The organism is Nocardia sp. NPDC058499 (genome assembly GCF_042719915.1).
Classification (GTDB): Bacteria; Actinomycetota; Actinomycetes; order Mycobacteriales; family Mycobacteriaceae; genus Nocardia.
The window spans coordinates 16,934-43,544 of sequence record NZ_JBHXMZ010000008.1 but is presented as its reverse complement, the minus strand read 5'-3'; the positions used below and the strand labels follow the sequence as shown (position 1 = coordinate 43,544).

General features: G+C 67.7%; 20 protein-coding genes and 2 tRNA genes. 16 read left to right on the top strand and 6 right to left on the bottom strand.

What is annotated here, in order from left to right; translation table 11 throughout:
* The first annotated feature begins 77 nt into the window (after positions 1–77).
* From ACFWPH_RS23465 to ACFWPH_RS23430, 8 genes are all read left to right on the top strand, one after another.
* On the top strand, positions 78–917 hold the full coding sequence (locus tag ACFWPH_RS23465) for a hypothetical protein (protein WP_378754285.1): 840 nt from the start codon (positions 78–80) through the stop codon (positions 915–917).
* A gap of 150 nt (positions 918–1,067) precedes the next feature.
* Positions 1,068–4,925 (top strand): hypothetical protein, encoded by a 3,858-nt coding sequence (locus ACFWPH_RS23460; RefSeq protein WP_378754284.1) that lies wholly within the window; start codon positions 1,068–1,070, stop codon positions 4,923–4,925.
* 31 nt (positions 4,926–4,956) lie between these two features.
* Positions 4,957–5,277 (top strand): hypothetical protein, encoded by a 321-nt coding sequence (locus tag ACFWPH_RS23455; RefSeq protein WP_378754283.1) that lies wholly within the window; start codon positions 4,957–4,959, stop codon positions 5,275–5,277.
* A 135-nt stretch (positions 5,278–5,412) separates the two neighbouring features.
* Entirely contained in the window at positions 5,413–5,892 is a 480-nt protein-coding gene (locus ACFWPH_RS23450) for a YbaB/EbfC family nucleoid-associated protein (RefSeq protein ID WP_378754282.1), read from the top strand.
* An 86-nt stretch (positions 5,893–5,978) separates the two neighbouring features.
* Entirely contained in the window at positions 5,979–8,579 is a 2,601-nt protein-coding gene (locus ACFWPH_RS23445; RefSeq protein ID WP_378754281.1) for a hypothetical protein, read from the top strand.
* A complete protein-coding gene (locus tag ACFWPH_RS23440) occupies positions 8,576–9,382 on the top strand; it encodes an ESX secretion-associated protein EspG (RefSeq protein ID WP_378754280.1) in 807 nt (268 codons plus the stop codon). Before ACFWPH_RS23445 ends, ACFWPH_RS23440 begins: the two co-directional genes overlap by 4 nt.
* A complete protein-coding gene (locus ACFWPH_RS23435) occupies positions 9,379–10,170 on the top strand; it encodes an ESX secretion-associated protein EspG (RefSeq protein WP_378754279.1) in 792 nt (263 codons plus the stop codon). Before ACFWPH_RS23440 ends, ACFWPH_RS23435 begins: the two co-directional genes overlap by 4 nt.
* A 103-nt stretch (positions 10,171–10,273) precedes the next feature.
* Entirely contained in the window at positions 10,274–11,050 is a 777-nt protein-coding gene (locus ACFWPH_RS23430; protein WP_378754278.1) for an enoyl-CoA hydratase, read from the top strand.
* Between the two features lie 21 nt (positions 11,051–11,071).
* On the opposite strand, the gene ACFWPH_RS23425 is transcribed toward ACFWPH_RS23430, so the two are convergent.
* Entirely contained in the window at positions 11,072–12,118 is a 1,047-nt protein-coding gene (locus ACFWPH_RS23425; protein ID WP_378754277.1) for a hypothetical protein, read from the bottom strand.
* Between the two features lie 164 nt (positions 12,119–12,282).
* Positions 12,283–12,825, bottom strand: a complete 543-nt coding sequence (locus ACFWPH_RS23420; protein ID WP_068041684.1) for a MarR family winged helix-turn-helix transcriptional regulator — start codon at positions 12,823–12,825, stop codon at positions 12,283–12,285.
* A gap of 336 nt (positions 12,826–13,161) precedes the next feature.
* Here ACFWPH_RS23420 and ACFWPH_RS23415 point away from each other — a divergent pair.
* A tRNA-Cys gene (locus tag ACFWPH_RS23415) sits at positions 13,162–13,233 on the top strand.
* 50 nt (positions 13,234–13,283) lie between these two features.
* Here ACFWPH_RS23415 and ACFWPH_RS23410 read toward each other — a convergent pair.
* Positions 13,284–14,693, bottom strand: coding sequence for a metallophosphoesterase (locus tag ACFWPH_RS23410; protein WP_378754276.1), 1,410 nt, complete (start codon positions 14,691–14,693; stop codon positions 13,284–13,286).
* 224 nt (positions 14,694–14,917) lie between these two features.
* Between ACFWPH_RS23410 and ACFWPH_RS23405 the strand changes: the two genes are divergently transcribed.
* Positions 14,918–15,379, top strand: a complete 462-nt coding sequence (locus ACFWPH_RS23405) for a nitroreductase family deazaflavin-dependent oxidoreductase (protein ID WP_378754275.1) — start codon at positions 14,918–14,920, stop codon at positions 15,377–15,379.
* Between the two features lie 120 nt (positions 15,380–15,499).
* On the opposite strand, the gene ACFWPH_RS23400 is transcribed toward ACFWPH_RS23405, so the two are convergent.
* From ACFWPH_RS23400 to ACFWPH_RS23390, 3 genes are all read right to left on the bottom strand, one after another.
* A tRNA-Arg gene (locus ACFWPH_RS23400) sits at positions 15,500–15,572 on the bottom strand.
* A 93-nt stretch (positions 15,573–15,665) separates the two neighbouring features.
* On the bottom strand, positions 15,666–16,373 hold the full coding sequence (locus tag ACFWPH_RS23395; protein WP_378754274.1) for a DUF305 domain-containing protein: 708 nt from the start codon (positions 16,371–16,373) through the stop codon (positions 15,666–15,668).
* Positions 16,373–17,344 carry a DUF3105 domain-containing protein gene (locus tag ACFWPH_RS23390; protein ID WP_378754273.1) on the bottom strand — a complete coding sequence of 324 codons (972 nt, stop codon included), beginning with the start codon at positions 17,342–17,344 and terminating at the stop codon, positions 16,373–16,375. The genes ACFWPH_RS23395 and ACFWPH_RS23390 overlap by 1 nt, the downstream gene beginning before the upstream one ends.
* A gap of 92 nt (positions 17,345–17,436) precedes the next feature.
* On the opposite strand from ACFWPH_RS23390, the gene argS reads away from it, so the two are divergent.
* The 6 genes from argS (at position 17,437) to rho (ending at position 26,486) form a co-directional block, all read left to right on the top strand.
* Positions 17,437–19,095: an arginine--tRNA ligase gene (argS, locus tag ACFWPH_RS23385; protein WP_378754272.1), complete on the top strand. Its 1,659-nt coding sequence runs from the start codon at positions 17,437–17,439 to the stop codon at positions 19,093–19,095.
* A gap of 58 nt (positions 19,096–19,153) precedes the next feature.
* Entirely contained in the window at positions 19,154–20,569 is a 1,416-nt protein-coding gene (lysA, locus tag ACFWPH_RS23380; protein ID WP_378754271.1) for a diaminopimelate decarboxylase, read from the top strand.
* A 23-nt stretch (positions 20,570–20,592) separates the two neighbouring features.
* Complete coding sequence (locus ACFWPH_RS23375; RefSeq protein ID WP_378754487.1) at positions 20,593–21,969, top strand: homoserine dehydrogenase; 1,377 nt, start codon at positions 20,593–20,595, stop codon at positions 21,967–21,969.
* A 59-nt stretch (positions 21,970–22,028) separates the two neighbouring features.
* Complete coding sequence (thrC, locus tag ACFWPH_RS23370) at positions 22,029–23,090, top strand: threonine synthase (protein ID WP_378754486.1); 1,062 nt, start codon at positions 22,029–22,031, stop codon at positions 23,088–23,090.
* Positions 23,091–23,092: 2 nt separating this feature from the next.
* Positions 23,093–24,070: a homoserine kinase gene (gene thrB / locus ACFWPH_RS23365; RefSeq protein WP_378754270.1), complete on the top strand. Its 978-nt coding sequence runs from the start codon at positions 23,093–23,095 to the stop codon at positions 24,068–24,070.
* A gap of 406 nt (positions 24,071–24,476) precedes the next feature.
* Complete coding sequence (gene rho / locus ACFWPH_RS23360) at positions 24,477–26,486, top strand: transcription termination factor Rho (RefSeq protein WP_378754269.1); 2,010 nt, start codon at positions 24,477–24,479, stop codon at positions 26,484–26,486.
* The last annotated feature ends 125 nt before the right edge of the window (positions 26,487–26,611 follow it).

The window sequence follows — 26,611 nt, the reverse complement described above, 5'->3', positions numbered from 1 at the left end:
GGTGGTGCGTTCTGGCAGGTGGCGAACGCTCGATACCATTTGAGCCCTGCCCTTCACCCCTTTCGAAAGTCCAGGCGATGGATGCTCTTTACTTCCTCAAACACAGTCCATTCGGCGACATCGAACTGAAGTATTCGCTGCGGAGCGTCGAACGCTACATGCCGTGGGTGCGGCGGGTGGTGGTGTTCGGCGATCGGCCGGAATGGCTGGCGGGCCCGGAGAGCGGAATCTTCCATGTTCCCCACGAGGCGATCGCTTGGATCGGCCCCTACAGAACGCCCGTCACGAATTGGTTCCTGATGTTCTATCTCACGGCCCTGCTGCCGGAACTGGACGAGGAATACATCTTCTTCAGCGACGACTTCGTTCTGCTCCGCGATCTCACGCCCGACGACGCCGAGCGGAACCGCTATCTGCAGGACCTGGCGACCCTCGACAGCCGCGGCAAGGGCCTGTGGAAGGACAGCCTGTGGCGGACGCACGACCTGCTCAAACGCCTCGGCTACGGCACGCTCAACTATGAAACGCATGCGCCGACCTGGTTCCGGAAGCAGTGGGTGCTGGACGCCTATCGCGATCTGCGGGATTTCGTCACCGAGGACCGCTGGCAGGGCCCGATGGGCATCACCGCCATTCTGAGCCACGTCCAGAAGCACCACCCGCGACCGCTGGTGCATCTCAAAACGGAGGGCAGCCGGGTGGGCTTTCACGGCAAACCCCCGGCATACGAGGAGATCGTCTCCCTGGCTTGCGCGGCAAACGCGAGGTTCCTCAACTTCGACGACTCGGCATTCGGCCCCGATCTGCAACGCTTCCTCGCCGAGCGATTTCCACACCCCAGCCGCTACGAACGGCACGAAACTCCCGCGACCCCCACCAGCGCCCTCATCGACACCAGCAGCGTGCCGGTTTCTTGATACCGGCTCGGGGGTCTCCCACGGGCGGCTTCTCCGGGAGATGGGTCCGAATTCGCCTGCGCGCCACAGAGAATTCAACGGAGCACGCCAGAATCGAACCGGTCTACCCGACCCTGGTCCGCGATCCCGAGCCGTCGGAGCTGCGCTGCTATGAGTTTGTACCTCCCTCCCGAGCTTCGCTGGCTCGGCTGGATAGCGGGTGCGCAGTGGCCGGACGGCGACGAAGACAAAGCCTGGGAAGTCGCCGCAGCTTGGCAGGATGCGAGCAAAGAACTCCTCGACCTGCTCGTAAAGATCGACGACGCCAAGCATGCCACCATGGAGGCCTACGAAGAGGGAGACGCCCGCACCGAAATGGGCGCCCGCTACGACATGCTGCGCAGCGGTGACCAATCGCTGGAGCAACTGGCCACCTCGATGGAAGCCCAATACGGTTCGACCTTCGATATGGGCACCGAGTTACAGGCCACCAAACTCACCATCATCGTCACCCTCTGCTGGCTTGCCATCGAAATCGCCTGGGCCTGGCTGTTTCCACCGACCGCCCCCGCGGTGGAGGCGGCCGCGATCGCCTCCACCCGGTCGTACCTCAAGATCATTCAGGACTTTGTGCAGAAGACCATCCAGAACATCGCCCGGCGGGCGGGAGCGCCGACCACACAGCGCCATTTCTGGAAAGAGCTGGCGAAAGGCAATCCCGGCTGGCCCACTGCGAAGGGCTGGGGTGTGTACGGTGCCCGGGCCGCGGAAGGCGCGGTCGTCCCGATGGCGATCAACGGCAGTATCCAAGCCGGACAGATCGCCGACGGTAAACGACGCTCGTTCAACGGGCAGGAGTTCGGCTTGTCCGCTCTCGGTGGCGCCGCCGGAGCCATCCCGGCCCGGGAGTTCGGCCGGTACCTGGGCGAAGGTATCGAGAAGGTGGCGGGAAAATACCTGAACAATGTTGCCGGCCGGACGGCGAACGGAATGTTCATCGGCGCCATGTCCGACGGATTCGGGGCGGTATTCGGCAACCTGGCCACCGCCCTGGCCGCCGGCGGCGATTTCTCGGCGTTCACCAACGGCCCGGGTTGGGTCGGGAACTTCGCCCAGGGCGCGCTGGTGGGTGGGGCCCGCGGTGCCTCGGCTTTCAACAGCTATGTGCCGCAAACGACCGACGGCTTCACCAATAGGTCGGCCTTCCGGAAAGACTCCTGGCTGCGCGGAAATGCGTGGTTCCTGTCGAAGTACGAGGGGCCGGGGTTGTTCGCCGGCAATGCCGGTACCGGAGACGGCCGGGACGGTGGACACGAGGTGAGCCGGGGAGGGAGCCCGGAAGTGAGCCGTGAAGGGAGCCCGGAAAGTAGCCGGGCGGGGAGCCCGGAGGTGAGCCGTGAAGGGAGCCCGGAAAGTAGCCGGGCGGGGAGCCCGGAGGTGAGCCGGGCAGGGAGCTCAGAGGGGAGCCGCGAAGGAAGCGAGGGGGATGGACGCGGAGTCATTGCGGCTTCGGGAATTACTCCGGGTGGTGGTGGTGAGTTCGGTGGGGGCGGTTTTGGGCCGGGTGGTGGTGGTGAGTTCGGTGGGGGCGGTTTTGCGCCGGGTGGTGGTGGTGAGTTCGGTGGGGGTGGTTTTGCGCCGGGTGGTGGTGGTGAGTTCGGTGGGGGTGGCTTTGGGCCGGGTGGCAGTGCCGGGTTCGGTGGTCACGGTGCAGAAGGCGCTTTCGGCGAGACCGGTGGTGCAGGACGTTCGCATTCGGCACCGGAGTTCTCGCCACCCATGCCGCACAGCCACTGGTTCGCGACGACAGGGGAGGCGTCGGCTTGGGGGGCCGAAGGGGGCACGTCGTTCGGCGGCCCACGAGACCCCGGGCCGGTCGGCTTCGAGACCAGGGGGAGCCACGACTGGGGGTCCGATACGTCCGCAGAGTTGTACGATGCCACTCCGCTCGCCGGGTCGCCGGCTCCGGGAGTGGACGGGATGCGTTCGGTGTCCCCGTTGGCTGATGGCGACAGTGTTTTCGACCGCCCGCTGGACGGTAGCGTATCGCCGTTGAGCGGTCCTGGCACACCGGCGCCGCGGGGTGATTCCGGGATGCCCAGCGGGCCCCCAGCACCGTCGCGGGGCGATTCGTCGTCGACCGGCGGGCCGCAGTTTTCGTCGCGAGGGGATACGGCGCCGCCGCTACAGCACCCGATACCGGTGCGCCCGCTACCGCCGCCGTCGAGGTTGCTGGAAGGGTTTGCGTTGCCGCCGTCGCGTGCGGGGTCGCCGGATTTCCCGACGACAGGGCCACCGGATCCGTCGCGTGCGGGGTCGCCGCCGTCGGCTGCGGGGGTGCCGCCCTCGCGTGCCGGGTCGTCGGATCCGACGGTGACAGGGTCACTGCCGCCGCATGCGGATGAGGGCGCGCCCTTGCCGCCGGACCGGGCGGCGGTGCGTTCGGTGTCCCCGTTGCCGGATGGCGACAGTATCTTCGACCGCCCGCTGGACAGGAACGTATCGCCGTTGAGTAGTCCCGGCACGCCGGCGCCCCGGGGTGATTCGTCGTCGACCGGTGGGCCGCCGTTGTCGTCACGAGGGGATACGGCGCCGCCACCGGGTACGCCACCGCCGCCGCCGGGAACCCCGCCGCCGGATCCGTCGCGTGTGGGGTTGCCGCCTTCGTCTGCGGGTTCGCCGGATCCGTCGCGTGTGGGGTTGCCGCCGTCGCGTGCGGGGTCCCCGGATCTCTCGAGGGCAGGGTCGCCGTCGCTGCGTGCGGATGAGGATGCGCCGTTGCCGCCGGATCCGTCGGTGGTGCGTGGTGAGGACGCGCCGCCGCCTCCGCCACACTCACCGCCGCCGCCTCCGCCGCACTCACCGCCGCCGCCTCCGCCGCACTCACCGCCGCCGGCTCCGCCACACTCACCGCCGCCGCCTCCGCCGCACTCACCTCCGGGTACGCCGCCACCTCCGGGTACGCCACCGCCTCCGGGTACGCCACCGCCTCCGGGTACGCCACCGCCTCCGGGTACGCCACCGCCTCCGGGTACGCCACCCCCACCGGGCACACCACCCCCACCGGGCACACCACCGCCGCCGGGGCCGGACCCGGACCGTCCGCCTTCGGGGCGATTGCTTCGACCGGATCGGGCGGAGCAGATCGCGCATCAGAGGTGGTTGCGTGAGCAGGTGGCACGGCTACAGCAGCACGAAGGAGAGTTGCGAGAGCAGCGTGAGCGCCAGCGGCAGTTGGATGAATTGCGGTCGGTCCATGAGCAGGAGAACCAGCAAACGCCGGAGCAGCGGCGGCAACGGCAGACTGCGATGGATAATCTGCAGCAGCAGATCGATCACACGCTCCAGCAACAGTGGAACAGGGTGCCCGCCGGGCTGGGAGACGGCGACCGGACCCGGCCGCCGGAGATGTGGCAGGTCCTGGGACTAGAACGAAATTCGGTGGAGCACTATCAGGCTGCCCGGGCTTGGTTCGACGAGAACCGGGACCCGCATTTCATCGGCGAGGGCAAGGATGTGCGCGGTAAACCGCGACCGCAGCGCTGGCCGATGAAGGTGCCCTACCCGATCCCCGAGTTCCGGGCACCGGATTCCGCGGGTGACGGCTGGCTGCCCGAGAACGCGGTACCGGCGGGAACCGATCCGGGCGAGCAACCGCCCGACGATCCGCCGGAACCGCCGGTGATACATCCCGAGGCGAGGGTCGACCCCGGGGCGACGATCGAGCCGGGCGCACAGGTGGATGCCGGTGCGGTCGTCGGCGATGGTGTGCGGATCGGCCGAGGCGCCGTCGTCCAGTCGGGTGTATCGGTGGAGAGCGACGCCGTCATCGGCGCCGGCACTGTCCTGGAGCGGGGTGTGGTGGTTCATCCGGGCGCCCAGGTCGGCAAGGACGTGGTGGTAGGTGAGGGCGCGGTGATTCCGTCCGGCGCGGTGGTGCCGGACGGCACGGTGGTGGCGCCCGGAGAAATGTTCGGCGGCGCGGGCCCGGGGAGCTCCTCGGTCGATGTGCCGTTCACCCTGAAATGAACCGGCGTGAGCCGGCGGTGAGGAGGAGATCATGGCGGATCGTGTAGAGGTGGATCGGCGGGCGTTGGGACATGCGGCGGATCTGACCCAGGAGGTGTCGGATTCGGTGCTGGGCGTCGGGAAACGACTCCGTGACCGGCTGGGCGGGATCGAGAACGACTCGACGAAGCAGCCGTGGGGTAACGATTCGATGGGCGAGAAGTTCATCAACGGTAAGAACAACGATGGGTACGGCACCTCGAAACCGAACCTGTTGGATGGTGTCGACGGGATCGGCGGCACGTTCGGTGCGTTCGCCACCGGGCAGCGCGATGCCGTCGATCAGCTGAACGAGATGGACAGCCAGTTCTGATCATCTCGAAGCCTTGGCATCGCGCCGAATTCGCATGCACGCCATCGGGAATTCAATGTTGTGCGCTGTAATCCGCAAGGGTGCGCTTCGGTGTGGAGCGCCGCCTCCCGGACCGGAAGGGACTGAGGTAGCGCTGTGGTGAACGAACGTCTGCAAGAGGATATGGCGACGATGCTGTCCGGCCTGAGCCATCAGATGCGCGGTATCGCCGAAGTTCAGAAGAAACGTTCGTTGCTCACCGCGACAGTTCTCGCCGAGGACAAGCGGATCGAGGTGACGGTGAATGCCGACGGTGTCCTCATCGACACCAAGTTCGCCGACGATGTTCTCGACCTGACCATGGACGAGATCGCCGCGGCCGTCACCAAGGCAGTTCAGGACGCGGCGGCCCAGGTGCAGCACAAGGCCCGGGAGCTGATGGACCCGCTGCTGACGCACCGGAACTCGATGCCGAAGTTGTCCGAGATGATCGAAGGCGCACCGGATCTGGGCGGTCTGATTCCGCAGCCGCCGCCGACGCCCACGATGTCGCCGGACTCGCCGGACTGGCCGGGCAACAAGCCGGACGAACCGGACGACGCGGGCCCGCACTCGGTGGTCGCGGACCGGGATTGACAACCACGCGCGGCGGCGAGCCCGGGCTGCCGCGCGGTCCGATGGCGCGGGCGAGGCTGTACTTCCGATAGACAAAGGTGACTCTTATGCCTCTCGATCCGGGACTCATCACAGGGCTGACGGGCCAGGTGACCGGCGGCAAACTGGAGTTCGTGCCGGCCGACGCGCTGAAAAGTGCCCAGGCCGCCGCCGATCTGCACGATGATCTGCTGGGTATGGCGGATGCCGTTGCGCAGGTCGGCCTGAACGATCTCTCGCCGTTCGGCACGCTCAATTCCGGTCGGGAACTCGCCGAGGTCTTCAGTAAGAAAGCCACCCGGCTCAGCACCGTCCTCAACGAACATGCCAAGATCGTGCGCGAACTGGGCGATTTGTTCATCGCCGCCGGCAAAGCCTACGACAATGCCGAAACGGATTCCGCGGATGCCTTCAAAGGCCTCGGTGAGGTGAAGTTCCCGGGTAACCCGCAGTCGTACAAGCCGAGCACCGACGGCACCGACCTCGGTGAGGCCACGGCCGATAATCAGGGTTTCGAGAGCGTATCCACCACCGAATTCCCCTCGACGATCAAGGATTTCCCGGATAAGGATCCGGGATCCGTGGTGACCGTGGAGGCCAAGGACTCGGTGACGCTCCAGGAGATGTACGACCTGGGCCAGGCCATCCAGGCGCAACCGGTGATGGACAATGCGGCCACCTGGATGTCTTTCGGTACCGACCTCGATACCAAGCTGTCCACATTCGTGGACGGTATCGCGGCCTTGAACCGGTCATGGACGGGCTCGGGTGCCGAGGGCGCGGCCAATGCCGTCACGGCCTACCAGGAGAATATGGATCCGTTGTTCACCTCGATCGTCCAGGTGAGCAAACTGCTCGATTACACGGCGCGTTGGTTGCACGAGACCAAGAAAGTCATGCCTGCGGATACGGATACGGAATACGGCTGCGACAACCTCACCAACAACTTCCGCGACGCCCTCGAGAAGACGTATCTCACGGGTATGAAAAACACGGCGGAGAGTATGCCGCTGCTGGACGGTCCGGTCACCAAGGATGCAGGCAGCGGCAAGGGCGATGGTTCCGGTAGTGGTGGCGGTTCCGGTAGTGGCGATGGCTCTGGTAGTGGTGGCGGTTCCGGGAGTGGCGATGGTTCCGGTAGTGGTGGCGGTTCCGGTAGTGGTGGCGGTTCCGGGAGTGGCGATGGTTCCGGTAGTGGCGATGGCTCTGGTAGTGGCGCCAGTTCCGGTAGTGGTTCCGGTTCCGGTTCCGGTAGTGACTACCAAGATGGGTACGACGACGGCTATGAGAAGGGCTACGAAGACGCGCAGAACGAGCAGGGCGAAAGCGGCTCGGGCTACGGCGGCGGAGCGGGGTCCGGTAGCGGGTCGGGCGGTAGCTCCGGTTCCGGCGGTCCGACCGGTGGTGGTGTGGGTTCCGGTCCCGGTGGGTCCGGTTCGCGTGCTGGGCTGGGTTCGGGTGGGTCGGGTTCGAGCCCGTCGTCGATCCCCAATCTGTCTTCGGGTCAGTCGAGCCCGGCCGGGTCCTCCGGGAAATCCGGTGGAGGCGGTTCGCAGGGCGGCGGGGGAACCGGGTCGCAGATTCCCTCGATACCCGACATTCCCTCGGCCGAGGAATTCATGGGCGGTTCTTCGGGATCAGGTCTCGGCGGAAACAGCAGCAGCCTCGGTCCCGGCCGGAGTGGTTACGGGTCGTCCGGTGGCGGCGGCCTGGGTGGCTCCGGTTCCTCCGGGGGCGGTAGTGAGCACGGATCCTCCGGCGGTGGGCTCGGCGCGTCGGGAGGCGGCAAGATGCCGAAGAACCCCACGGCCGCCGATATTCTCAGCAAACTCACCGGCATCCCGGAGTCCCAGCTGCCGGAATCGCTGAAGAATCGCAAGATCACGGCGTCGGACGGTTCGGGCGACCCCAGTCTGGCCGATGCCCTGTCCGAACTCACCGGTATACCGCTGGACGAAATGCCGGAAGAGTTGAAGAACACGCCGCTGTCGTCGCTGTACGACGAGAATTCGCCGTACGGTTCGGCGGAAACGCTGTTCGGCGAGGATTCTTCGGCCGGTGACCTGCTCGAATCGGTGACCGGTGAGGGCGGTGCGGGCGGCGGCGACTCCGGTGCTTCGAGCACCGGCGCCGGCGGATCCAGCGCCGCCGGCCAGGACCCGCTGGGTATCCTGTCCAATCTGCTCACCCAGGGCATCCAGGCATTCACCCAGCTCGGTAACGGGCTTCCCGGGATGGAAGAGCTGGCTCGAATGCTCGATCCGGCCCAGCTGCAACAGCATCTACAAGGCATGCTGGATCCGGCGCGCGAGCAACTGGATCAGCTGGCCGGCGCGCTCGGCGGTGGCGGGGCCGGTGGGGGTGCGGGCGTGCCGGCGGGTGCTGTTGCGCCGCCGCTCTCGCCCTACCCGGAACCGCAGAGCTCGCAATTGTTCCCCCGGGCGGCACTGGCGGGCCCCGGGATGGAGACCGCCGGCGGCTACCAGTCACCGACGGGATCATCCCATCCGATGGGCGGTGCACCGATGGGTGGAGCGCCCGGCGCGGGTGCCGGCAGCGCGGGCGGTCAGAACAACGAGTACAAACCGGCGAAGTATCTCCAGGGCCGGGAGAACCTGGATGAGGCCTGGGATGTCCCGGATCGGGTGAAACCGGTGATCGAACCGTGAACCGCAGCTGGGAGCTCACCGACCTGGAATTCAAGGTGCTGTGTGAGAAGCACGGCCAGCCGCGCCTGCCGCGTCCCTTCACGTTCACCAGCCGGATCCGGTGGGAGAACGACTACGACATGGCGAAGTCGGATATTCGGGGGCGATTGCTGCGGCTGGCCGATGCGGATCTGGACGAACTCGGCAAAGCGCTGGACAAACCGGATGTCTACGTCGCAGCGCAAGCCTGGACCGACGGCGATTTCGACAACCCGGCCGACCGGACCCGCATGCTGGCAGTACGCCGCGGCGCCCGTGGCTACCTGATCTCGCAGCGGCCGGGGGAGACGATGGCACACAGTGGGGGTTTCGACGTCACCGCGTGCCATCCGGATTCGCTGGGGGACGCGGTGCTCGCCGGCCTGCCTTTCGCGAGATCCGGTCGGTTGCCGGATATCCCGGTCCCACAGAGCTCGTCGGAGTCCGGCGGTGAAAATGGTTTCGCGCCGAACATTTCGATGGTGTCGGACAACGACGAACCCGAGGACGACGACACCTATCGAGCCAAGGCTTTCTTCGAAACCCCGGCCACCCGTAGCGGGTATATCCGGGTGTATCAGGGGCGCTCGAAATTCGGTCCGCGCGGCCGGATCGATATGGGGGTGTTGTGGCGTGATCTGCCGGCCGACGGCCGCTATGTGATCCCGCTGGATCACCCGGCGCCGGTGGTGGCGGGATCGGGTACCGACGAGATGGTGAGGTGGGTCGGCGAGCAGGTCGCGTTCGTGATGTCGCGGTTGGAATGGAACCGGGAGGACGAGTGACGGCCGCGCCGGGCCGAACGCGCGATATTTTCGCCGAGGCACCGGAGGCCGCGCGCCGATGGCGGTTCACCGATATCGAGTTCAAGGTCCTCTGCGATGAGTTCCGCCGCGGCAAGCTACCCAAACCGTTCACATTTACCAGCCGGATCCGGTCAGCGGACGCCTATGCTGCCGCCCGGGAGGATGCGCGCCGGACACTGGATGCTCGCGCGGATCACGCGTTCGAGGAGATGGCCGGTGCGATCTCCCGGCCGGACGTGATCGTGGTGGCCCGCGGCTGGGACGAACGCGACCCGCGAGCGCCGGAATCGTGCACCTACGTGCACGCGGTCCGCCAGGGCTCGCGGGGCTACGTCCTGCGGCAGCGCATCGGGGAAACAACCCAGCACAGTAGAGGTTTCGACGTAATCGAATGCCCCGTCGCGGAATTGGCACCGGCGGTGACGGGGTTGCTACCGGCCGCGGGCGCGGGTTCGCGACCCGAGTTCACGGTGGAGTCCGGTTCGGAGCCGGGCATCGATACCGCGGTGGCGGACAGCAGGGCGTTCTTCGGAACTCCCGCGACCGGCACCGGATACCTGCGGGTGCTGCAGAGCCGGCTGCATTTCCGGCTACCGGGTATCACCCAGACCTCCGCGCTGTGGCGTGACCTGCCGGGCGACGGGCGGTACCTGATCCGCTCGGCCGGGGAGCGGCAGACGGTCACCGGAATGGACCACCGCCAGTTGACCGGCTGGATCGACGGCTGGATCGGCGACATCGTGCACCGGCTGGCGAGCGGCGAATGACCGGCGCCGGTGATCTGCCGGGCCGGGACTGCCGCCGCGACCCATCGGACCCGAACGGTATCGTCACCGATATTCGTAACCGTTTCGACGAAGAGGATGTGCTGTGACCGACTTCGAGACGATTCTGCTGGAGCGTAAGGACAAGGTCGGCCTCATCACGCTGAACCGGCCCAAGGCGCTGAACGCACTGAACGCGCAGGTCCTCGACGATGTGGTCGCGGCCCTCGACGAACTCGAACGCGATGACGAGATCGGTGCGGTGGTGATCACCGGATCGGACCGCGCCTTCGCCGCCGGTGCCGATATCAAGGAGATGCAGCCCAAGTCCTATATGGACATGTTCATGGACGACTACTTCGCGCGGTGGGAGCGGCTGGCCCAGTTCCGCAAGCCGACCATCGCCGCCGTGGGCGGGTACGCCCTGGGGGGCGGGTGTGAACTGGCCATGATCTGCGATCTGCTGATCGCCGCCGATACCGCCAAGTTCGGGCAGCCGGAGATCAAGCTGGGCGTTATCCCGGGTATCGGTGGTTCGCAGCGGCTCACCCGCGCGATCGGTAAGGCCAAGGCCATGGACCTGGTGCTCACCGGCCGCAATATGGATGTCGAGGAAGCCGAACGCGCCGGGCTGGTATCGCGCATCGTGCCCGCCGCGGAACTGCTCGATACCGCGCTCGAGGTCGCCGGCACCATCGCGTCGATGTCGCTTCCGGTCGCCATGATCGCCAAGGAAGCCGTGAACCGGTCTTTCGAAACCACCCTGAGCGAGGGACTCCGGTTCGAGCGGCGGGTGTTCCACTCGCTGTTCGCCACCGCGGACCAGAAGGAAGGGATGGCGGCGTTCGTGGACAAGCGGACCGCCGAATTCACCAACCGCTGATCCGGTCGCGGCCCGAGCTCGTCAGGGCTCGGGCGGGGCGTCGAGAACGTCGGTCGGTACGTAGGTGCTGCCGGCCGGTTGCGCCGTACCGTTCTGTGCGGTGAGCAGACCGGCCACGGTGGCGCCCAGGCCGATGGTGACGGCCGCCGCCGCATACACCTTGCGCCGGCCGGTCACCGGGGGGCTCAGCGGCACCACCTGACCTCCCGCCCGGATATGCGCGGTACGGGTTGCGGCGGCCGGCCGCTGGGCCGCGAACAGCAGCGCCCCGCGCGCCGAGACATACTCCGGTTCCCGGTCGCAGACCAGCGGGAGGTCGAGCAGTTCGGCCAGCCGGGTGCGGAGCCCCGGATTGCGGGCGCAGCCGCCGAGCAGGGCGACGGTTTCGGCCGGAGTCTCGGATCGTTCGCTGACCCGCCGGATCAGGCCGGCGGCCTCCGCCACGGGTTCGGCGCAGAGGTCGGTGAGATCGCTGCGGGTGATCACCGCGCGTTCGGCGGTGCCGGGATCGGCCGCGGTGACCACCCGGGCGCTGCTCAGCGCTTCCCGGTATCGGCCGGCGGCGGCTTCGTCGGTGAACACGCCCGCCCGGTCGAGCCATTCGCACAAGAGTTGGTCGTAGGTGTCGCCGCCGAGGCCGGGGCACTGGGCGGCGGCGATCACCGAATCGGTGCGGCAGTCCACCTGCGTCAGGGTGAGCCCGGACGCTCCCAGGTCGAACAGCATCACCGAACCCGATACCGGTAGTTGTTCGGTGAACCGCAGGTACCGGAGCTGGGCCAGCGGCTCGTCCACCAGGGTGACCCGGCCGGTGCCCAGGGCCTCACCGACCAGTTCGACCTGTGTGTGGTCCCGGCAGGTCACGGCGGTGCCGGTGATGTACTCGTCACGATCGCGGGCCGCGGTATGCATCCGCCGGACCGCGGTGAGCACCGGGTCGATCACGGGTGCACCGGCCGGGCGGGGGATATGACAGCGGTCGATCGGCGGGAGGTGCGGTTGATCGGAATGGGTGAGAACGGCGCGCGCTCCCGAGGAGCCCACCGATACCCCGAGCACCAGCACCATAAACATATGGTGCGCTGTGCGGCCGGGGATGCCAAGCCGAATCACCGAGAAATTTGCTGATCGGGTGCCTGGCCGTTATTCGTTTGCTACCGATCGGGCGTACAGGGCCGACCGGTATGTTCACTGCCCATTGTTTGCCGGCCCCGCGCGCACCCCGCCGGAGCTCAGGGTTCGTTCCAGCGGGCCGGTTCCTCGCCGGTGTCGAAGTCGCCCGCGGTATGCCGGAACTCGGCCAGCAACTGCAGCAGCGTCCGCAACCGGTCCGGCGGAAGTTCCGGGCGGGCGAACACCCGCTCGTTGAGGTATTCGGTGGCCTCGGCGACCAGCGAACGCCCCGCGTCGGTGATCTCGATCAGGGTCGCGCGCCGGTCGTTCGGATGCGGTACCCGGTTCACCAGTCCCGCGGCCTCGAGCCGGTCCACCGAATTGGTGACGCTGGTCGGATGGACCTGCAACCGCGCACTGGCCACCGCCATCGGCAGCGCGCCGGTGGTGCTGAAGTTCAGCAACTGCAGCAGCTCGTAGCGCGAGAAGGTGAGCCCGGTCGGCCGCAGCGCCTCGTCCACCCGGGCCATCACGATCTGCTGGGCGCGGACCAGTGAGGTCACGGCCGCCATCCCGTCGGCGACCGCACCCCAGCCGTGGCCGACCCATTGACGATGGGCCTCTTGTATCGGGTCCAGAGGTAGCGGCCGGGGACGAGACATGTGTTCGATCATCGCACGGCGCGCCGGGAGCCGATTCCACCGCGCGGCCCGGCGCGGACGGTTCGCGGGGACCTCGCCACCGCCTGCACGCATCGCTCGGCACGGCCCGCAACGTTCGTTCAGCACGGCCGGCAATGTTCGTTCGGTACGGTCCGCACGCTTGGCTCGACACGGCCCGCAACGTTCGTTCGGCACAGCCCGCATGGTTCGCTCGGCAGGTCGCTGTCCGGCCGGTTCCGCGATCGCCGATCCTCGCCGCGCGCGCCGATTGCGATCCGCGTGATCCGAATCCTGGTTCGCGTGGCGGGGCACCAGCGATGATGATCACCTGGTCACGCGGGCGTGGCTGAGTGGTTGAGGCAACGGTCTGCAAAGCCGTTCACGCGGGTTCGATTCCCGCCGCTCGCTCGAGTCGGCCGGGGCCGGGATTCGTTCCCGGCTCCGGCCGCGGTTCGGCGTCAGCGCAACCCCGAGAAATCGCGCAGTACAACGTGATTGCGGTCGGCAAAGGTGCCCAGGGCGTAATCGGGGAGTAGTCCGAAGTACTCGCCGCGGGTCAGGGTGCTCCAGCGGCGGGCATCCGGGGTGCGGGTTTTGTAGAAGTTCACTGTGTACCCGCCCTCGTAGATCCGCAGCAGGCTGTAACCGCCGGGATACTCCTTGACCGCTGCGACCTCCAGGAATTCGACAGCACAGGCGGTATCGGGCCGGGTTCGGCGGGTGCGGTGCGTATGTCCGCTGTGCTGCAGGAAAACGCCGGGCGCTCTTTCGTACAGTTGCTGGAGCCGCAGGGCGTGCGCACGGTCCAGGATGAATCCGGGGCCGCCGGTATTGGTCAGGCCTGCCTCGGCGGTGACCGGGTGGTGACCGAAAACAATTGTGGGACGGTCTGGTTCGTTGCGCAGCAATTCGCTCATCCGGTCGAACTGCGGGGGATCGAGCACTCCGCCGGATCCGTCGAGCGCGCTGGTGTCGAGACCGAGCAGCCGCAAACCGCCCAGTTCGTATTCGACCAGCTGTTGCCGCGGCCCGAAAACATCGCTCCAGCAATCATGGTGCCCGGCGGTACCGGGAACGGCCGGACAGCCGGCGTATTCGCCGCCCGTATGCGGGCGGTCGTGGTTGCCGCGCACGGCGAGGTAGTCGGTACCTGCGCTGCCCCAGTGGTCGAGCCGGTCGCGTACCGCGCGGAGGTCCTCCGGCGCGGCCTCGGCGCTCAGATCGCCGGCCAGCAGCAGGGTAGCGGCGCCACGATCGGCGCGACGCAGATCGTCGAGCAGGGCATCCAGCATCACCTGCGGATACGGTGGCAGGCCGGGCTCCTGCCGGAAACCGGGCGGGAGATCACCCACCACCAAACCGCTGACTGTTTCGCCGTAGTGGATATCGTTGGCCAGAGCCAGGGTTCGCAGCAACCGGCCGGGCGGGGGGACGAGGGTGGTGAAGGTTCCGCTGGTTTCCGGACTACCAGGTAGGCCTGTGGCCGCCGAAACCGCCGGTGTCGCCCGCACTCCGGCGCCGCGGGCTTCGAAACGGTACGTGCGCCCCGGTTCGAGACCGTCGACCTGCGCGTAGTGGAACGGGGTCGTGCCGTCGGAACCCCAGACCTGCCGGGGTGGTCGCGAACTGTCGACGGGAGCCAGCCACACCTCGCCGTCGGTGGGTACCGGAACCGGCCGGCCCGCCGCGTCGGGTGCCCGGGTGGTCCAGGTGAGCACCGCGGAGGTATCGGTCACGGTGACGACTTCCAGATCGGTGGCGAGAACCGGGCCCGGCTGTGCGATGGCCCGCCCGGCCACGGGAAGCAGTGCGGCGAGACCGAGTGCGCCCAGTACGGTGCGACGCGACGGGCCGCAGCAGTTCGTCAAAGTGTGCTCCGATCCCCACGCATGCCGGGCCCCCTCGATACCACCGGAAGACTATGACAAACACCCGGCCGGTGCCGGGCGCCGGCTCGCGTGCGCGCCGGGTCGCGACCCGGTCAGGAATCGAGAAGCGCTGGTCATCGCGGCGCGACTAGCGTCGTTCACAACAGGCCGGTCCCAGCGGATCGGTGGCACCGGACAAAAGTGACCGAGAGGGAGGTTGGTGTATGTCGCAGGAGCAGAAACAGGGCGGACACAAGAAAGGGTCGCCCAGCGCGCTCTCCTTGTGGTTCCAGCGGAAGATGAACGCGCGAACCACCGCCAAGGTCCGCCGCAAGGGCGGCAAATACCTGGGTATGGATCTGCTGATACTGCATACGACCGGCCGCCGGAGCGGGGAACCACGGGAAACACCGATCACCTGGTTCCCCGATGACGACGGATGGCTGCTGGTGGCCTCGGGCGGTGGTAAACGGGATCCCGACTGGTACGCGAACCTGATGGCCAATCCCGAGCAGGCGGCGGCCGAATTGCACGGCAGCCCGGCCGTGCCCGTGACACCACATCGTCTCGCCGGTGACGATCGTGCTCAGGCGTGGCAGCGCATCACCGCACAGCAGCCGCGCTACGCGAAGTATCAGCAGAAATCCGATCGCGAGTACCCGGTCGTCCGGTTGGCCAAGCGGTGATCCGGGGCCTGCCGGTGGTTGCTTGCTGCCATACGCGAGGTTGTGTCATCGACGCCGGCCGGCGATAGGAACGAGAAAAGCTCCTGACCGGAATCGCCTGGTCAGGAGCTTTCTCGTGTGTGCCCTCGGCAGGAATCGAACCTGCGGCCTTCTGCTCCGGAGGCAGACGCTCTATCCCCTGAGCTACGAGGGCGGGGATCCACCCGAAGGTCCGGAAGTCCGGTCGATCGGGCGGACCACAGCGTAACGCATCAGCCGCGGTAGGGCCAAAACGTATGGTGGCGGCTCATCCGAACGGTAGCGGTTGGGCGCCGCGGTCGGCGAGCATTTTGGTCATCAACCTGGATTCGCCCTCCTGGGCGGGCAGCATCTGACCGGCGAGTGTTTTGATCTCCGTGGTCTCGGCGTGTTCGGCGCCGTATTCGAGCATCGGGACCCCGCCCTGGTGGTGCCGCAGCATCAGTTGCAGGAACAGTGTGTCCAGCTGCGCGCCCCGGGCGGCGCGCAGTTGCCGGAGTTCGTCGGACGTGGCCATGCCCGGCATCGCGGCCGTCCCCGCACCGCCGTGGTCGTGACCGTGACCGCCGTGCTCTTCCTGCGGCATCCACGTCATAGGTTCGCCGGTGGTGCTCGCCGGTGCATCCCACATCTGCAGCCAGCCCTGCATCCGTCCGATCTGACCCTGCTGGGTGGTGAGAATGTCGAAGGCCAGCCGCCGGACGTCGGGGTCGGTGGAACCGTTCAGCGCGATACCGGACATCTCCACGGCCTGCGCGTGATGCGCCGACATATCCTGCGCGAACCCGATATCCACCGGGCCGGCCGGACTGGCGTCGCCGGTGGTATCCGGCGCCAGCAGGACACCGGCGCCGAACCCGGCTACGAGCAGGGCGATGGCACCGATGATCAGCAGCGGGACACGTTGCGCGCGCACCTGTGTGCGCCAGCCGCGTGCCGGCTGCGCTTCCTCCGCGGCGGTCTCGGTGTCCGGCATTACTGCCCGGCCCCGGGCTCCGGCTGTGCACCGATCGGCGCCTGCTGCTGTTGCGGCAGTGTGCCCGGCATCCCCGGGATGGCCGGAATACCGCCGGGCAGTCCACCGGGCAGTCCGCCCGGTGCGCCGCCCATCTCGCTCTGGTCGGGCTGGATACCGCCGCCGTCCATCGGCACCGCGTCGGGACCCGGCTCGCTCGGGTCGTAGGCCGGCGGGTTCTCGGTACCGAAGGTCGGGTTGGAACAGCTGGCGCCGACCTCCGGGTAGGCGTAGTTGTTCAGGCGCAGTGCCGTGACGAACTGGCCGATCCGCTCGTCCTCGGCGTCCGGCACGGTGAGCTGGTGCCCCCACGACTGCAGCGAAATGGGCGCTTCCTGATCGGGGTATGGGGACATGAGCATGTACTGCTCGCCGTCCACCCAGGCCTTCAGCGTGTCGACCCCGTCCTCGTCGACCTTCTCGGGGTTGTAGGTGATCCACACCGCGCCGTGTTCCAGCGAGTGGACGGCGTTCTCCTCACGGATCGCAGTGTCGTAGACGGTGCCCATACAGTCGGCCCAGGACGCGTCGTGCGGGCCGCCGAACGCCGGCGTCTTGTCGTAGGCGACGCGCTGGGTGGCGTCGACATGCAGACCCGCCGGGTATTCCTGTGTCGCCACGCCCTGGATCTGCGTGGAGGGGTCCTGGTTCTGTTCGGTCGGCGCGAACTGCTGGCCCAGCGATTCGCGCAGCTGCCGGACGTGCTCCTGCCGTTCGCGTAGCGCGGCCTGCTCCTGATATTTCGGGAGCAGGCTCGCCGCCAGCGCCCCGACGAGCGCGATGAGCACCACCACAGCGCCCACCGTGAGCCACGGGATACGCTGCATGAGCGGTGGTTTGTTCCCTTTTTTACCGCCGCCCGCCCGGGCGGGAGCGACTTTGCCCGCTGCCTTGACGGCTTTCGCCGATTTGGCGCTGGTCCTGTTCGGCATACCGGTCCTAGCTCTTTCCCACGTGATGAACAGTGCATTGCTGCGGTGCCCACTCGCGGCGCGCACCCACTCGGACCATAGGATAGAGACTCGTGACTCCAGCCGACCTTGCAGATCTCCTTCACGCGACGGCCGCGAAGGTACTCGCCGAACGCGGACTGGACCCCGCGGTCCTGCCCGACAAGGTCGATGTGGAGCGTCCGCGGAATCCCGAACACGGTGACTACAGCACCAATGTAGCGATGCGGGTCGCCAAGAAGGCGGGTGCGAATCCGCGTGAGCTGGCGGGCTGGCTGGCCGAAGCGCTCGGCGATACATCGGCTGTGGCGAGCGCGGAAGTGGCCGGTCCGGGCTTCCTGAACATCCGGCTGGCGGCGTCGGCGCAGGGCGTGATCCTGCAGCAGGTGCTGACCGCCGGTGTGAATTACGGCACCGCGGACGCGCTGGCCGGTACCAAGATCAATCTGGAGTTCGTCTCCGCGAACCCGACCGGTCCCGTGCATCTGGGGGGTACGCGCTGGGCGGCCGTCGGCGACGCATTGGGCCGTATTCTCGCCGCGCAGGGCGCCGAGGTCACCCGCGAGTACTACTTCAACGATCACGGCGCGCAGATCACCCGGTTCGCCGAATCGCTGGTGGCGGCCGCCACCGGTGCGCCCACGCCGGAGAACGGATACGCGGGCGCCTATATCGCCGAAATCGCCGACCAGGTCGTTTCCGCGCATCCCGGAGTGCTCGACCTCGACCCCGAGCGGCGTATCGAACTGTTCCGCGCCGAGGGCGTGGAACTCATGTTCGCCCATATCAAGAAAACGCTGCACGAATTCGGCACCGATTTCGATGTGTATTTCAACGAGAGTTCGCTGTTCGCCTCGGGTGCGGTGGAACGCGCGGTGGAAACGCTGAAGAACTCCGGCGACCTGTACCCGAAGGACGGCGCCTGGTGGATCAAGAGCTCCGAATACGGTGACGATCAGGACCGGGTGGTCATCAAGAGCGACGGCCATGCCGCCTATATCGCCGGCGATATCGCGTACCTGCAGAACAAGCGGTCGCGTGGCTTCGACCTGTGCATTTATATGCTCGGCGCCGACCATCACGGGTATATCGGCCGGTTGAAGGCCGCCGCCGCGGCGTTCGGCGACGACCCCGACAGTGTCGAGGTGCTCATCGGGCAGATGGTGAATCTGCTGCGCGACGGTGTCGCGGTGCGGATGAGTAAACGCGCCGGCACCGTGGTCACCCTGGATGATCTGGTGGAGGCCATCGGCGTGGACGCCGCCCGCTATTCGCTGGTGCGCAGTTCGGTGAACTCGGGTATCGATATCGACCTGGACCTGTGGACGAAACAGGAAAGCGTCAATCCGGTCTACTACGTGCAGTACGCGCACGCCCGCGCGGCGTCGATCGCACGCAACGCCGCCGAGTTCGAATACGACAAGGTGGCACCGGATTTCGCGCTGCTGGACTCCGATCTCGAAGGTGCGCTCATCCGGACCCTCGGTGAGTTCCCCCGGGTGGTGGCGAGCGCGGCCACCCTGCGCGAACCGCATCGCATCGCCCGCTACCTGGAGGAATTGGCCGGCGCCTACCATCCGTTCCAGTCCAACAAGGCCCTGCGGGTGCTGCCGATGGGCGACGAACCCGTGAGCCCGGTCAACGCCGCCCGGCTGGTCCTGGCCAATGCCACCCGGCAGGTGCTCGCCAACGGGCTGGCCCTGCTCGGCGTCACCGCACCGGAGCGGATGTGACCGCCACCCACCATCGCAACGACCGACTGTTCCGGCAGTGGGTGAGGAAGGGAGACCGATGAGTGTCCATCCGGCCGGGCCTCGGCACGCCGATATCCCGCATGCGCCGAATCTGCCGCAGCGCCCGGCGGGTCCGCGGGAGATGATCGATCTGCCCGAGAACGTGTGGCCGCGCGGCGCCACCCGCGACGCCGACGATGTGGTGCGCCTCGGGGGTATACCGGTCACCGAACTCGCCGCGAAGTTCGGCACCCCGCTGTTCGTGGTGGACGAGGACGATTTCCGGTCCCGCTGCCGCGATATGGTGCGCGCGTTCGGGTCCGATTCGCGAGTTCACTACGCCTCCAAGGCTTTTCTGTGCGGCGAGGTGGCGCGGTGGGTCCGCGACGAGGGCCTGTCGCTGGACGTGGCCTCCGGTGGTGAACTGGCGGTCGCGCTGCACGCCGGGTTCCCCGCCGAACGTATCGCGGTGCACGGCAACAACAAATCCGTCGGCGAACTCGAGGCCGCCGTCGCGGCGGGGGCCGGGCATGTGGTGGTCGATTCGCTGTTCGAGATCGACCGGCTGGAAGCCGTCGCCGGCGCGGCGGGGGTGGTGCAGGATGTGCTGGTCCGCGTGACCGTCGGGGTCGAGGCGCATACCCACGAATACATTTCCACCGCCCACGAGGACCAGAAATTCGGTTTCTCCATCGCCGGCGGTGACGCCATGGAGGCATTGGCCCGGGTCTTCGAAGCCGACAACCTGCGCCTGGTCGGCCTGCACAGCCATATCGGCTCGCAGATCTTCGAAATCGACGGTTTCGAAATCGCGGCGCACCGGATGCTCGGGCTGCTGCGGGAGGCCGTCGACACCTTCGGTGTCGAACGCACCGCGCAGATATCCCTGCTCGACCTCGGCGGCGGGCTCGGCATTTCGTATCTGCCCTCGGACACCCCGCCACCGCTGGACGCTTTCGCCGAGAAACTGCGGGTTCTGGTCGCGCGGGAAGCCGAACTGGCCGGGTTGCCCGTTCCGCGGATCGCGGTCGAACCGGGCCGCGCGATCGCTGGACCGGGCACGGTGACCCTGTACGAGATCGGCACCATCAAGGACGTATCCCTCGACGGTGGCCTGCGCCGCCGCTATGTGAGCGTCGACGGCGGGATGAGCGACAATATCCGCCCCGCGTTGTACCAGGCCGATTACCACTGCCAGCTCGTCTCGCGGGGTTCGCAGGCCGAGCCGGTGGTCGCCCGCGTCGTCGGAAAGCATTGCGAGAGCGGCGATATCATCATCCGCGACACCTGGCTGCCCGCCGACGCCGGGCCCGGCGACCTCGTCGCCGTGGCCGGGACGGGAGCCTACTGCTATTCCATGTCGAGCCGGTACAACATGCTGACCAGACCCGCTGTCGTCGCTGTCGCAGACGGTACGGCACGGCTGATCCTGCGCCGGGAAACGATCGACGATCTGCTCGGTCTGGAGGTCTGATGGACGCGACGAAAGGGGCGAATATGCCCGAGGTGAGCGTGCCCGCGGTGAACGATGTCGTACCGGGCCAGTGGGGCCCGGATCGGCCCATCGGGGTCGCGGTACTGGGTATGGGCAATGTGGGCAGCGAGGTCGTGCGGATTCTGCGCGAGCATGCCGACGATCTGCAGGCGCGGGTCGGCGCACCCGTGACCCTGCGCGGGGTCGCGGTCCGCAACCTCGACCGGGACCGTGGCCTGCCCGCCGAACTGCTGACCACTGACGCCGAAGAGTTGGTCGCCCGGTCCGATGTGGACGTAGTGGTCGAGGTCATCGGCGGTATCGACCCGGCGCGCGCGCTCATCCTGGCTGCGCTCAATGCCGGTAAGTCCGTGGTCACCGCCAATAAGGCGCTGCTGGCCGATTACACCGGGGAGCTGGCCGCCGCGGCCGAGCGCAGCCGCGCCGATCTCTACTTCGAGGCCGCGGTCGCCGGGGCGATCCCGGTGGTGCGGCCGCTGATCCAGTCGCTGTCCGGCGACCGGGTCAACCGGGTGGTCGGCATCGTCAACGGCACCACCAATTTCATCCTGTCCGCGATGGACGAAACCGGCGCGGATTACGGCGAGACCCTCGCCGAAGCCACCCGCCTCGGTTACGCCGAAGCAGATCCGACCGCCGATGTCGAGGGCTACGACGCCGCCGCCAAGGCGGCCATCCTCGCCTCCCTCGCCTTCCACACCCGGGTCACGGCCGCCGATGTGTTCCGGCAGGGCATCTCGACGATCACCTCCGAGGACCTGGAAACCGCCTCCGCGGTGAACTGCGCCGTGAAACTGCTCGCGATCTGCGAGCGGGTACCGGCCGGACCCGGAGAGCCGAGCCCGGCCGAGGGCGGTAAGGAACGCGTTTCGGTGCGGGTCTATCCGGCGCTGATCCCGCGCAAACATCCGCTGGCCACGGTCAGCGGGGCGTTCAACGCGGTGGTCGTGGAGGCCGAGAACGCCGGCCGGCTGATGTTCTACGGCCAGGGCGCCGGCGGTGCACCTACCGCCTCGGCGGTCCTGGGTGATCTGGTGATGGCCGCGCGCAACAAATTCTTCGGCGGCCGCGCTCCCGGAGAATCGGTCTACGCGGCGCTGCCGATCGCGCCGATGGGCGATACACCCACCCGGTACCACGTGAATCTGAAGGTCGAGGACCGTCCCGGTGTGCTGGCCCGGGTGGCGGGTAAATTCGCCGAGCACGGGGTCAGTATTTCCACCGTCCGGCAGGAAGGGCACGATGACCGGGCACGGCTCGTCGTCGTCACCCACCTGGCGACGGAGTCGGCGCTGGCCGAAACCGTGGCCGCCCTCGCGGATATGGAATCCGTCACATCTGTCACCAGCGTTCTGAGATTGGAAGGCACCGAAGAATGACAACAGCATCGCGGCGCGGGGCGGTGGGCGGGCCTTCCGGCGTGGCCCCGCAATCCGGCGTGCACTCCCGCTGGCCCGGGCTGATCGCCGCCTACCGGGATCGGCTCGCGGGTGCGGCCGACTGGGAGCCGGTCACCCTGTTCGAGGGTGGCACCCCGCTGGTGCCCGCCCCGTACCTGTCCGAACTCACCGGGTGCGAGGTTTATCTCAAGGTCGAGGGTGCCAACCCGACCGGTTCGTTCAAGGACCGGGGTATGACCATGGCGATGACCGACGCCAAATACCGGGGTCAGCAGGCGGTGCTGTGCGCCTCCACCGGCAATACCTCGGCCTCGGCCGCCGCCTACGCGACCCGCGCCGGGATGACCTGCGCGGTGCTCATCCCGCAGGGCAAGATCGCCATGGGGAAACTCGCCCAGGCCGTGATGCTCGGCGCCAAGGTGATCCAGGTCGAGGGCAATTTCGACGACTGCCTGGAGCTGGCCCGTAAGGTCACCTCCGATTTCCCGGCGATCGGCCTGGTCAACTCGGTGAACCCGGCGCGGATCGAAGGCCAGAAAACGGCCTCGTTCGAGATCTGCGATGTGCTCGGCACCGCCCCCGATGTGCACGCGCTGCCGGTGGGTAACGCCGGCAATATCACCGCCTACTGGCGTGGCTATCGCGAATACCACGCCGACGGCGTGACGGGTTCACTGCCGCGCATGCTGGGCGTGCAGGCCGCCGGGGCGGCCCCGCTGGTCAACGGTGCCCCGGTGAAGGAACCGGAAACCATCGCGACCGCCATCCGGATCGGCGCGCCCGCCTCGTGGAACGGTGCGGTCGCGGCCAAGGAGGAGTCCGGTGGCGCGTTCCGCGCGGCCACCGACGACGAGATCCTGGAGGCATACCGGCTGGTTGCGGCCAAGGAAGGCGTATTCGTCGAACCGGCCTCCGCGGCAAGTGTCGCCGGAGTGCTGGCCGCCCGCAGCGACGGCTGGCTCGAGCCCGGGCTGAAGGTGGTCTGCACGGTCACCGGTAACGGTCTCAAGGATCCCGATACCGCTCTGCTCGGTATGCCCGAGGTCCAGGCCATCGCGGTCGACCCGGTGGCCGTCGCCGCCCGACTCGAACTGGCCTGATCTTGGATACGCGCGAGAGCCGGCTCACCGCTCCCACCCTGCCGGCCGGGCTCACCGTCACGGTCCGGGTCCCCGCATCCAGCGCGAATCTCGGCCCCGGTTTCGATTCGCTGGGGATGGCGCTGGGCATCTACGACGAGATCGAGGTGCGCAGCACCGATTCCGGACTGGATATCCGGGTCGAGGGCGAGGGCGCCGACGAGGTGCCCTGGGGGCCACAGCATCTGGTGGTCCGCGCCATCGAACGCGGACTGGAATCGGCCGGGGTCTGGACCGACGGCCTGGAGGTGCTGTGCCGGAACGCGATCCCGCACTCCCGCGGGCTGGGTTCCTCGGCGGCGGCCGTGGTCGGCGGTATTGCCGCGGGCTGTGCGCTGGCTGCCGAATTCGACCCGGCCCTGGCCGTCGACGCCGACCGGATGGTGCAGCTCGCCGCCGAATTCGAGGGACATCCCGACAATGCGGCGGCCAGCGTGCTCGGCGGTATCGTCGTCTCCTGGACCGAAACCGGCCCGGGCCCCGAGGCCATCGGTGATATCGCTGCGCCACAGCGGATCTACCGCGCCGTCCGCCTCGACGGGCACGCCGGCCTGCGACCGGTCGTTCTGGTCCCCGACGAGCGCTCTTCCACGGCGCAAACCCGGGGCCTGCTGCCCGAGCTGATCCCGCATCGCGACGCCGCGTTCAATGTGAGCCGGGCCGCGCTGGCGGTGGTCGCGCTGACCCAGCGCCCCGATCTGCTGCTCCCGGCCACCGCGGACCGGCTGCACCAAACTCAGCGCGCACCCGCCCTGCCGCTGACGACCGCCTGGATCGACCGCTTGCGGGCCGCCGGAATCGCGGCTACCGTTTCGGGCGCCGGCCCCACGGTGCTCGCACTCGGGACCAGCGCTTTCCCCGACGAACTGCGTGCGCGTGCCGCGGCGGACGGGCTGCGGGTACTCGAGCCCGGCCTCGCGGAAGGCGTCCGGATCGCCTGACGGGCGCGTCCGCCTTGCCGAGGTTCGTAGTTGCCCGCTATCCTGGGCAAGTCCGTACATCGCGCGCATCAGACGCCGGTGCTTCATCAGGGCAATCGCTCCAGCAGGCTCCAGGCTCGAGCCTCCATGCCATGGGGGTGCCGCGCAGCCTCTGAACTGGAATGATCTCTTCCACCATTTTCCTCGGTGGCGAAGCACCCGGTCCCGGAGGGGCAGGCGATACGGCTACAAATCCGAGTCCGGCAGCGAGATCGGGCTACGGAACGAAACCCTCGACACAGCACACGGCCATCGAGGGAAGGAAAGGATCTCCGTGACAGATACGGACCTGCTCGCGACACCCGGGGTGGAATCCGACTCCGTACCCTCGGGCAACCGCGAAAGTGACTCCGGACAGATTTCGAAGATGAGCGAAAACACCGACATCGGATCGGGGCTGACTGGAATGTTGTTGCCGCAGTTGCGCGCACTGGCAGGGGAACTCGGAATTCGGGGCACCTCCGGTATGCGCAAGGGTGATCTCATCGCTGCTATCAAGGAAAATCAGGCCGGCAGACCCGCCGCCGCGGAGCGCAACTCCCGCGCGAAGGCTGCCAAGGAACGTAAGTCCGCGGAGCCCGCCGCGGCCGCGGCCACCACGGCTGCTGCTGCGCCCGCCGCCGCTCCGGCCGAGGCGCCCGCGCCCGCTCGGACCGCGAACGATCGTGCCTCCACCGGCGCCGATAAGGCGTCCGGCGATATCAAGGGCGCCGAGAAGCAGGCCGCCACCAACGGTGCGGCGAATGCCAACGGCACCGCGGAGGCCGGGAAGGCCGACACGTCGAAGGCCGGCACCGGCGACGCCAAGGGGGATACCAAGGCCGACGCCAAGCCCGAGACCAGATCCGCCGACACCGAGGACACCGGCCGGGATTCCGGCCAGCGTGGCCGCGGCCGGCAGCGGCGCGGTCGCGATCAGCAGGGCAAGAGCTCCGGCGATTCCGGCGAGGCGCGCACCGACGAGGCCAAGTCCGACGGCGGCAAGTCCGAGTCCAAACAGGACACCAAGGACTCCGACCAGGGCGAACGCCGGCGTGACCGGAACCAGGGCGGTCAGCAGAACCAGGGCGATCAGCGTGGCTCCGGTGGTAACCGGGGCGGTGACGGTAACCGCGGTGGCGACGACGAAGAAGGCGGCCGCGGTCGCCGGGGTCGCCGGTTCCGCGAGCGTCGCCGTGGCCGCGACCGCGAGGGCGGCGGCGAGGCCCGCGAGCCCGAGATCCGGGAAGACGACGTTCTGCAGCCGGTCGCGGGCATCCTCGATGTCCTGGACAACTACGCGTTCGTGCGTACCTCCGGCTACCTGGCCGGGCCGAACGACGTCTACGTCTCGATGAACCTGGTCCGCAAGAACGGCCTGCGCCGCGGTGACGCGATCACCGGTGCGGTGCGGGCCCCGCGTGAGGGTGAACAGTCCAATCAGCGGCAGAAGTTCGATCCGCTGGTGCGCCTGGACACGGTCAACGGCGCCGAGGTGGATTCGGCGAAACGGCGGCCCGATTTCAACAAGCTCACCCCGCTGTACCCCAATCAGCGGCTGCGCCTGGAAACGACGCCGAACAAGCTGACCACCCGGGTCATCGACCTGATCATGCCCATCGGTAAGGGGCAGCGTGCCCTGATCGTGTCGCCGCCGAAGGCCGGTAAGACCACGATCATGCAGGACATCGCCAATGCGATCGCGATCAACAACCCCGAGTGCTACCTCATGGTTGTGCTGGTCGACGAACGTCCCGAAGAGGTCACCGATATGCAGCGTTCGGTGAAGGGTGAGGTCATCGCCTCCACCTTCGACCGGCCGCCGTCCGATCACACCTCGGTCGCCGAACTGGCCATCGAACGGGCCAAGCGCCTGGTCGAAATGGGTAAGGACGTGGTGGTCCTGCTCGACTCGATCACCCGCCTGGGCCGTGCGTACAACAACTCCTCGCCGGCCTCCGGACGCATCCTGTCCGGTGGTGTCGATTCCACCGCGCTGTACCCGCCCAAGCGGTTCCTCGGCGCGGCGCGCAATATCGAGAACGGCGGCTCGCTGACGATCATCGCCACCGCCATGGTGGAAACCGGTTCGACCGGTGACACGGTGATCTTCGAGGAGTTCAAGGGCACCGGCAACGCCGAGCTCAAGCTCGACCGCAAGATCGCCGAGCGGCGCGTGTTCCCCGCGGTGGACGTCAACCCGTCCGGTACCCGTAAGGACGAACTGCTGCTCAACGTCGACGAGGCCGCGGTCCTGCACAAGCTGCGCCGTGTCCTGTCGGGCCTGGATTCGCACCAGGCCATCGATCTGCTGATCGACCGGTTGAAGAAGAGCAAGAACAACCTGGAATTCCTGATGCAGGTCTCCAAGACTGCCCCGGGAGCCCTGGACGAATGAGTGTCGCGAATGGTCGGCCAATTACTGCGCCGGCCATTCGCGAGCGGTCTTGCGGGACTCGGAACCTGGCCAAACGTGGTGCCGAGTTCAGCGAGGCCCTTGGAGGCTTCGGCCCGTCCCTGTTT

Coding starts and splice junctions, on each gene's coding strand:
- ACFWPH_RS23425 (WP_378754277.1), bottom strand. CDS start 12,118: ATGGTGCTGGTGCTCGGGGTATCGGTGGGCTCCTCGGGAGCGCGCGCC.
- ACFWPH_RS23460 (WP_378754284.1), top strand. CDS start 1,068: ATGAGTTTGTACCTCCCTCCCGAGCTTCGCTGGCTCGGCTGGATAGCG.
- ACFWPH_RS23455 (WP_378754283.1), top strand. CDS start 4,957: ATGGCGGATCGTGTAGAGGTGGATCGGCGGGCGTTGGGACATGCGGCG.
- ACFWPH_RS23445 (WP_378754281.1), top strand. CDS start 5,979: ATGCCTCTCGATCCGGGACTCATCACAGGGCTGACGGGCCAGGTGACC.
- ACFWPH_RS23420 (WP_068041684.1), bottom strand. CDS start 12,825: ATGTCTCGTCCCCGGCCGCTACCTCTGGACCCGATACAAGAGGCCCAT.
- ACFWPH_RS23375 (WP_378754487.1), top strand. CDS start 20,593: ATGCCCGAGGTGAGCGTGCCCGCGGTGAACGATGTCGTACCGGGCCAG.
- ACFWPH_RS23395 (WP_378754274.1), bottom strand. CDS start 16,373: ATGCCGGACACCGAGACCGCCGCGGAGGAAGCGCAGCCGGCACGCGGC.
- ACFWPH_RS23465 (WP_378754285.1), top strand. CDS start 78: ATGGATGCTCTTTACTTCCTCAAACACAGTCCATTCGGCGACATCGAA.
- ACFWPH_RS23405 (WP_378754275.1), top strand. CDS start 14,918: ATGTCGCAGGAGCAGAAACAGGGCGGACACAAGAAAGGGTCGCCCAGC.
- rho (WP_378754269.1), top strand. CDS start 24,477: ATGAGCGAAAACACCGACATCGGATCGGGGCTGACTGGAATGTTGTTG.
- ACFWPH_RS23390 (WP_378754273.1), bottom strand. CDS start 17,344: ATGCCGAACAGGACCAGCGCCAAATCGGCGAAAGCCGTCAAGGCAGCG.
- lysA (WP_378754271.1), top strand. CDS start 19,154: ATGAGTGTCCATCCGGCCGGGCCTCGGCACGCCGATATCCCGCATGCG.